The organism is Pseudemcibacter sp., assembly GCF_965661635.1.
GTDB lineage: Bacteria > Pseudomonadota > Alphaproteobacteria > Sphingomonadales > Emcibacteraceae > Pseudemcibacter.
Map to the genome: position 1 here is coordinate 1 of NZ_CBFIEP010000059.1, position 6,103 is coordinate 6,103.

The window sequence follows — 6,103 nt, forward strand, 5'->3', positions numbered from 1 at the left end:
GAAGCGGTCAACCTTTTAAAATGGCTCTCGCCGGAGGGACAGGACAAAATCCAGATGCACCAAAAGAAGTATATTATCCCGTATATGATGGCCCACCTGTCAGGGTACCTTCTTTAAATGTTGATGGATTATCTATTCTGAAGCCACCATACGGAATCATAGCCGCATTTGACATGACCAAAGGAGAAATTCTCTGGAAAATTCCTCATGGTGAAACACCAGATAATGTACGTAATCATCCGAAATTAAAAGGAATGGATATTCCAAGGACTGGACAGCGTGGTTCTGTAGGTATGATGGTCACCAAAACTCTTGCCGTTGCCGGTGATATGCTAGTAACGAACCCTGATGATCGCGAACGTGGTGCAATGTTACGTGCTTACGATAAAACAACCGGAAAACAAGTTGGTGAAGTTTGGATGCCCTCAAGGCAGTCAGGATCACCTATGACCTATAGCATTAATGGACGGCAATATATCATTGTTGCAATTAGCGGCGGTTCCTACCCGGGTGAGATAAGAGCCTACGCACTACCCGAAGATTAATATTAGTAAAGATTAACAACAAAAAAACCCCCGGCGAAAATATCGTCGGGGGTTTAAATTTAAAGATTAAATTTAAACTGTTATCTCATTCCTTCGGGCCATGCTGGTCCTTGATCGAAATTAGTAACTTCTTTCATACCTTTGCTAATAAACTTCTGAACGCGCTTACCTTCATAAGTTTCGGTAGTGTAAATATTACCTTTTGAATCGGTTGCAAGACTATGTGGTGCAAACCAAAGACCTGGCAAACGACCACCACCACCAAACATGGCAATAGGCTCTAGAGTTTCACGATGAAGAATGTGAACACGTTGGTTCTGTCCGTCAGCAAGATAAACATATTTCTGATCCGCATCATTTGAAAAATCAAGATCCCAAGTTGAACCTTGTGATAATGTCTCATTCATAATCAGTTTTTCAAAAAGATATGTTCCATCCTGTTCAAATACCTGAATACGGTTAGATGAACGGTCACATACATAAAGTTTACCGTCTCTAGAAGGTTCCGCGCAATGAACTGGTCCGGTAAACTGTGGATGCGATGGTGTCGTAGGATCATGACGGTATCTTTCCGTTGGATCCTCTGGTGTTTTACCATATGCACCCCAATAACGTTTAAACTCACCCGTATCTGCATCAAGAACTGCAATTCTGCGATGGCCGTAACCATCAGCAATAAACGCTTCATTGGTTGATTCTACAACTTCAATCTCAGCAACACGTGAAAAATGAGTTTTACTGTTACTGTCTGGTTCACGTACACCAGGTGTACCATACTGCGCTAAAAATTTACCATCACGGGTAAATTTAAGAATGTGGCTATCACCACCACCATTCCCACCAATCCATACGTTACCTTTGTGGTCAACTTCGATACCATGGTTTGATGCTGGCCATACATATGGTGCACCTTCAACTGGGCCACCCCATGCGTTGACCATATTGCCCGCTGGATCAAATTCAACTATCGGTGGCGCTGGTTCACAACAAATGGACACGCCACTTGCAAGACCAATTTCGGTATTTGTTCCAAAAATGCCTTCGCCACTTGCACGATGAACGATAAAAACATGATCCCGCTCATCAATAGCGACCCCAATCACATTTCCTAAAATCCATTCGTTTGGAAGTGGTTTTGGCCAAAATGGATCAACTTCAAATGACGGTGCCATCGGTCCTTGAGCCGTAGCTTCATCAGCATCAATCATAGATTGACCAAGACTTAAGCCAACGAGCGACACTGCAAGGGCGGCTCCCGCCAATACTTTATTCTTAAATTCCATTATTTCATTCCCTAATAAATTATATCAATTCGGAGATCCAACCGGACTACATTCCCCAAAAAGACTGTATGTAGTGGCTGAATGTTACTGTAATTATTCAAACATTTCAAGTTGAGTAACATAATTAGAATTTTAATCATTTAAAAATAAAAAAACCCCCGGCAAATTAACGCCGAGGGTTAAATCATTTAAATACTGAAAAGCGGCTTAGTTAAGCTCGCCAGCAGGCCATAGTGCACCCTGATCCATTGCAGGAATATCTGTGATACCCTTAGCAATAAACTTCTGAATACGCTTACCTTCGTAAGTTTCAGTTGTATAGATGTTACCTTTTGAATCTGTTGCAAGACTATGTGGTGCAAACCAAAGACCAGGTTGACGGCCACCGCCACCAAACTTAGTTAGCACTTCCATTGTTGAACGTTCAATAATGTAAACGCGTTGGTTTTGACCATCAGCAAGGTAAATATATTTTTGATCAGCGTCACGTGAGAAATCAAGATCCCAAGTAGAACCTTGAGCCCCAGTTTCAGGAGCAATCAACACTTCTGATTTATAATTACCAGCGCGATCAAAGACCTGAATACGGTCTGATGAACGGTCACAAACATAGATTAAACCATCGTTTGATGGCTCAACACAGTGAACTGGGCCCGTAAAGGTTTTGCTTGGTGGTGTTGAAGGGTCATGACGATAACGCTCTGTTGGGTCTACGATGTTTTTCTCACCATAAGCACCCCAATAACGTTTGAACTCACCCGTATCAGCGTCAAGAACTGCGATGCGACGGTTACCATAACCGTCCGCAATAAACGCTTCATTTGTTTCTTCAACAACGGAGATTTTTGCTACGCGTGAAAAATGAGTTGTGTCGTTACTATCCGGCTCGTTAATACCAGGTGTACCATATTGTGCGATAAATTTACCATCGTTGGTAAATTTAAGAATATGCGAATCACCGCGGCCGTTACCACCGATCCATACGTTGCCTTTATGGTCAACTTCGATACCGTGGTTTGAATCAGGCCACACATATGGTGCACCCTCAACCGGACCACCCCATGCACGTACAAGATTTCCGTCGGCATCAAATTCCACGATAGGAGGAGCTGGTGTACAGCAGATACTTGTACCTTGCTGAAGACCAAGTTCAGCGAAAGGCTTAAAGATTCCATCGCCCCATGCACGGTGTACGATATAAACATGATCGCGTGCATCAACGGCAACACCGATTACATTCCCCAAGATCCAGCCATTCGGCAGCGGTTGTGGCCAGAACGGATCAACTTCAAATGACGGTGCTTTTGCAGACTGTGCAGTCGCATCCGTTGCATTCATCATTGATTGTCCAAGGCTCAAACCGATGAGTGAAACAGCAAGTGTTACCCCCATCAAAACCTTATTTTTTAACTTCATGATTTCTTTCCATTTTTTATTTTATTCATTCAGTTTAGCATAACGTTTGCATTTCCTAAACTGAACACTATGCTGTGACATAATGATACAATATATCATTCCGGCGTTCAAGCATTGAATCGCACCATTTCTATATCAATAAAATTTGACTCTTTCCCTAGGGTTTCCTATGAAAGACGTCAATAAAAATAGTGAAGATCGACAAACTAGGGAACACAAGAGAAAATGGCACTTTTTACTCGTAAAGCTACGAAAAATTCATTGAAAATACTCCTTTCAATGATGATATTTTTTTCATCTATGACCAACATCGTCAAAGCACACGATATTCCGGCATCTGTTACGGTACAAATGTATGTGAAACCAGAGGGTCAAACCTTAAAATTGTTACTTAGAGTGCCTCTTGAATCCATGAGTGAAATTATTTATCCAACTTGGGGGCCAGGCTATCTTGACTTCGAAAAAGCTGATAAAGCGTTACTCGATGCTATCGCTGTTTACCTTACAGACGAGCTAAGAGTATATGAAAATGGGGAATTAATTTTAGACAAAACAGTAACTGCATACCGTGCAGAATCCCCTCAAAATCGTGCCATCCAAACGTGGGAAACGGCTATTGAGAACATCAATAAGCCTCCACTTAAAAATGAGGAGCGCCTTTATTACGGGCAGGCCGTTTTGGATGTTTTATATGAGTTCCCTATTACTTCTGATAAATCACAATTTTCCATTCATCCGACATTAAATAAGCTCGCCAGCATTACCAATACTGTATTAAGGTTTATTCCGCCAGAAACCGGTGAGCGCGTATTTAACTATATTGGTGATCCAGGAGAAGTTGTTTTAGACCCTAGTCTTTTACACGCACTATATGAATTTATGGAATTAGGTTTCTTTCACATCTTAGAGGGAACCGATCATATCCTTTTCCTTCTCTGTTTGATTATCCCAATGCGTAGTTTCCGCGCTCTAATTCCTGTTATTACATCCTTTACGATCGCACATTCTATTACGTTGATCTCAACGGCATTCGGTTTAGCGCCTCAAGCTTTATGGTTTGCGCCACTGATTGAAATGCTGATTGCACTTTCTATTGTTTATATGGCGTTTGAGAATATCGTCGGAGTTAATCAAGAAAAAAGATGGATGATGACATTCGCTTTCGGACTTATTCATGGTTTTGGTTTCTCATTCCTTCTTTCCGATAGCATGCAATTTGCAGGAACTCATTTGTTTACGTCGCTCTTATCTTTTAATCTTGGTGTAGAACTAGGACAAATTTTCATTCTTATTCTCGTTCTCCCTATACTAAATCTATTGTTCAAATATTTAGTACAGGAAAAAACAGGCTCAATTCTTTTGTCTGCTCTTGTTGCTCATAGCGGATGGCACTGGATGACAGAACGAAATGATGCTTTAAATCAGTATATTTTCGTGATGCCGGAAATTGATTCTGCCTTTTATGCCGAATTAATGCGTTGGGGAATGTTGCTAATAATCATCGCGTTTGCTTCTTGGGCAATGTACGAATTTACAAAATACATCGAGAAACGATTTAAATAATAAAAAGCCCCTTAAATAAGGGGCTTTTCTCTATCAATTGTTCTTAGTATCGTTTAGCGTTGAGGCGGGTTTGCAAAATATCCTTTAGGGATATATTTACGCATTCTACGTTGTAGCACTTCAGCGCCATATACGTTACCGTCTTCATCAGCCGTTACGCCTTCTGCAACTGATGTATAACGTGGTTCCATTCCATTGTTAGGATCTGGAATAAAGGCCGTGACCCAACCCGTTTTTGAACTACCGATACGAATACCGCGTTCCCAACCAGGATTACGTTGATAACCTGTATTTGATTCACTATCTGCCACATACATTGTGTCATTTTTATCAATATAAACACCACTTGGGCGACCAAACTGTGTCCAGTAATCAAGGTGCTTACCATCCTGATCAAAAATTTGAACACGGTTATTATAACGATCTCCGACAAACACTTTACCTTCTGAATTCAAAGCAATCGCATGTGGTTCGCGAAACTCACCACGCTCGGAACCGGTCACGCCCCATTCCGTGATATATTCGCCTTTACTGTTATATTTTACGATGCGGTTATTACCACCAGCACCGTGACCGTCTGCCACAAAAATATCACCGTTAGGCGCTACAGCAACATCACATGGTTGGTCAAAAACATATTTGTCTTGGCCAGCAACACCGGCTGTACCTAGTGACATAAGAAGTTCACCATCAGGGCTAAACTTATGAACTTGATGACCTTTTTTACGTTCTTCATCACCACGCGCATCAGCAATCCAAAGGTTTCCATCCGGATCCACATGAATTCCGTGAGGCCAAACGATCATGTTTTTGCCAAACATTTTCAATATATTGCCTTCTTGATCAACCAACATAATGGGATCAATTTCCGGCGTATCAAGACAATTTCCATTGGCACCACAACGTTCTGATACCCAAATTTTATCATCACCCGCATAATATACTGTACTCGTTGAGCCCCATACACGCCCATTTGGTAATTCAATCCACTCGCCTTTAATCGCTTCATAAGGGTTAGAGACCTGGGCATTTGCCGTACCAACGAATGCTGCTGTCACCGCGCTCGCTGTTATGAGCAGCTTTGCTAATGTATTTTTCTTTAACATTTCATGTCCTTTAATTTTGTGAGTTTGTTATTTTATAACACGCGCATTGGACAATAAATTATCTAATTTGTAAAGACTAGATGGCCTTTAATTTTTTTGATAAGAATTCTTTTTCTCTTTCATTCCCGCTAAGTTTTACGGCTTTTTGATAAGCACGTTTGGCAATATCATTATTACCTGCTCGCAAATA

4 protein-coding genes and 1 pseudogene are annotated in these 6,103 nt (G+C 41.3%); 2 read left to right on the forward strand and 3 right to left on the reverse strand.

Annotation, left to right across the window (positions count from 1 at the left end; translation table 11 throughout):
* Positions 1 to 545, forward strand: a pseudogene (locus ACTF6W_RS04445) (pyrroloquinoline quinone-dependent dehydrogenase); the annotation flags it as partial.
* Between the two features lie 80 nt (positions 546 to 625).
* On the opposite strand, the gene ACTF6W_RS04450 reads toward ACTF6W_RS04445, so the two are convergent.
* Both ACTF6W_RS04450 and ACTF6W_RS04455 read right to left on the reverse strand, forming a co-directional pair.
* Positions 626 to 1,828 (reverse strand): hypothetical protein, encoded by a 1,203-nt coding sequence (locus ACTF6W_RS04450; RefSeq protein WP_438993341.1) that lies wholly within the window; start codon positions 1,826 to 1,828, stop codon positions 626 to 628.
* 207 nt (positions 1,829 to 2,035) lie between these two features.
* Positions 2,036 to 3,244, reverse strand: coding sequence for a hypothetical protein (locus tag ACTF6W_RS04455; protein ID WP_438993342.1), 1,209 nt, complete (start codon positions 3,242 to 3,244; stop codon positions 2,036 to 2,038).
* A gap of 225 nt (positions 3,245 to 3,469) precedes the next feature.
* Here ACTF6W_RS04455 and ACTF6W_RS04460 point away from each other — a divergent pair, with 225 nt between their 5' ends.
* Positions 3,470 to 4,807 carry a HupE/UreJ family protein gene (locus ACTF6W_RS04460; protein WP_438993343.1) on the forward strand — a complete coding sequence of 446 codons (1,338 nt, stop codon included), beginning with the start codon at positions 3,470 to 3,472 and terminating at the stop codon, positions 4,805 to 4,807.
* Between the two features lie 53 nt (positions 4,808 to 4,860).
* On the opposite strand, the gene ACTF6W_RS04465 is transcribed toward ACTF6W_RS04460, so the two are convergent.
* Positions 4,861 to 5,913, reverse strand: coding sequence for a peptidyl-alpha-hydroxyglycine alpha-amidating lyase family protein (locus tag ACTF6W_RS04465; protein ID WP_438993344.1), 1,053 nt, complete (start codon positions 5,911 to 5,913; stop codon positions 4,861 to 4,863).
* Between the last annotated feature and the right edge of the window lie 190 nt (positions 5,914 to 6,103).

Excerpts from the sequence above, each read along its gene's own strand:
- ACTF6W_RS04450 (WP_438993341.1), bottom strand. The coding sequence starts at position 1,828 with ATGGAATTTAAGAATAAAGTATTGGCGGGAGCCGCCCTTGCAGTGTCG.
- ACTF6W_RS04455 (WP_438993342.1), bottom strand. The coding sequence starts at position 3,244 with ATGAAGTTAAAAAATAAGGTTTTGATGGGGGTAACACTTGCTGTTTCA.
- ACTF6W_RS04460 (WP_438993343.1), top strand. The coding sequence starts at position 3,470 with ATGGCACTTTTTACTCGTAAAGCTACGAAAAATTCATTGAAAATACTC.
- ACTF6W_RS04465 (WP_438993344.1), bottom strand. The coding sequence starts at position 5,913 with ATGTTAAAGAAAAATACATTAGCAAAGCTGCTCATAACAGCGAGCGCG.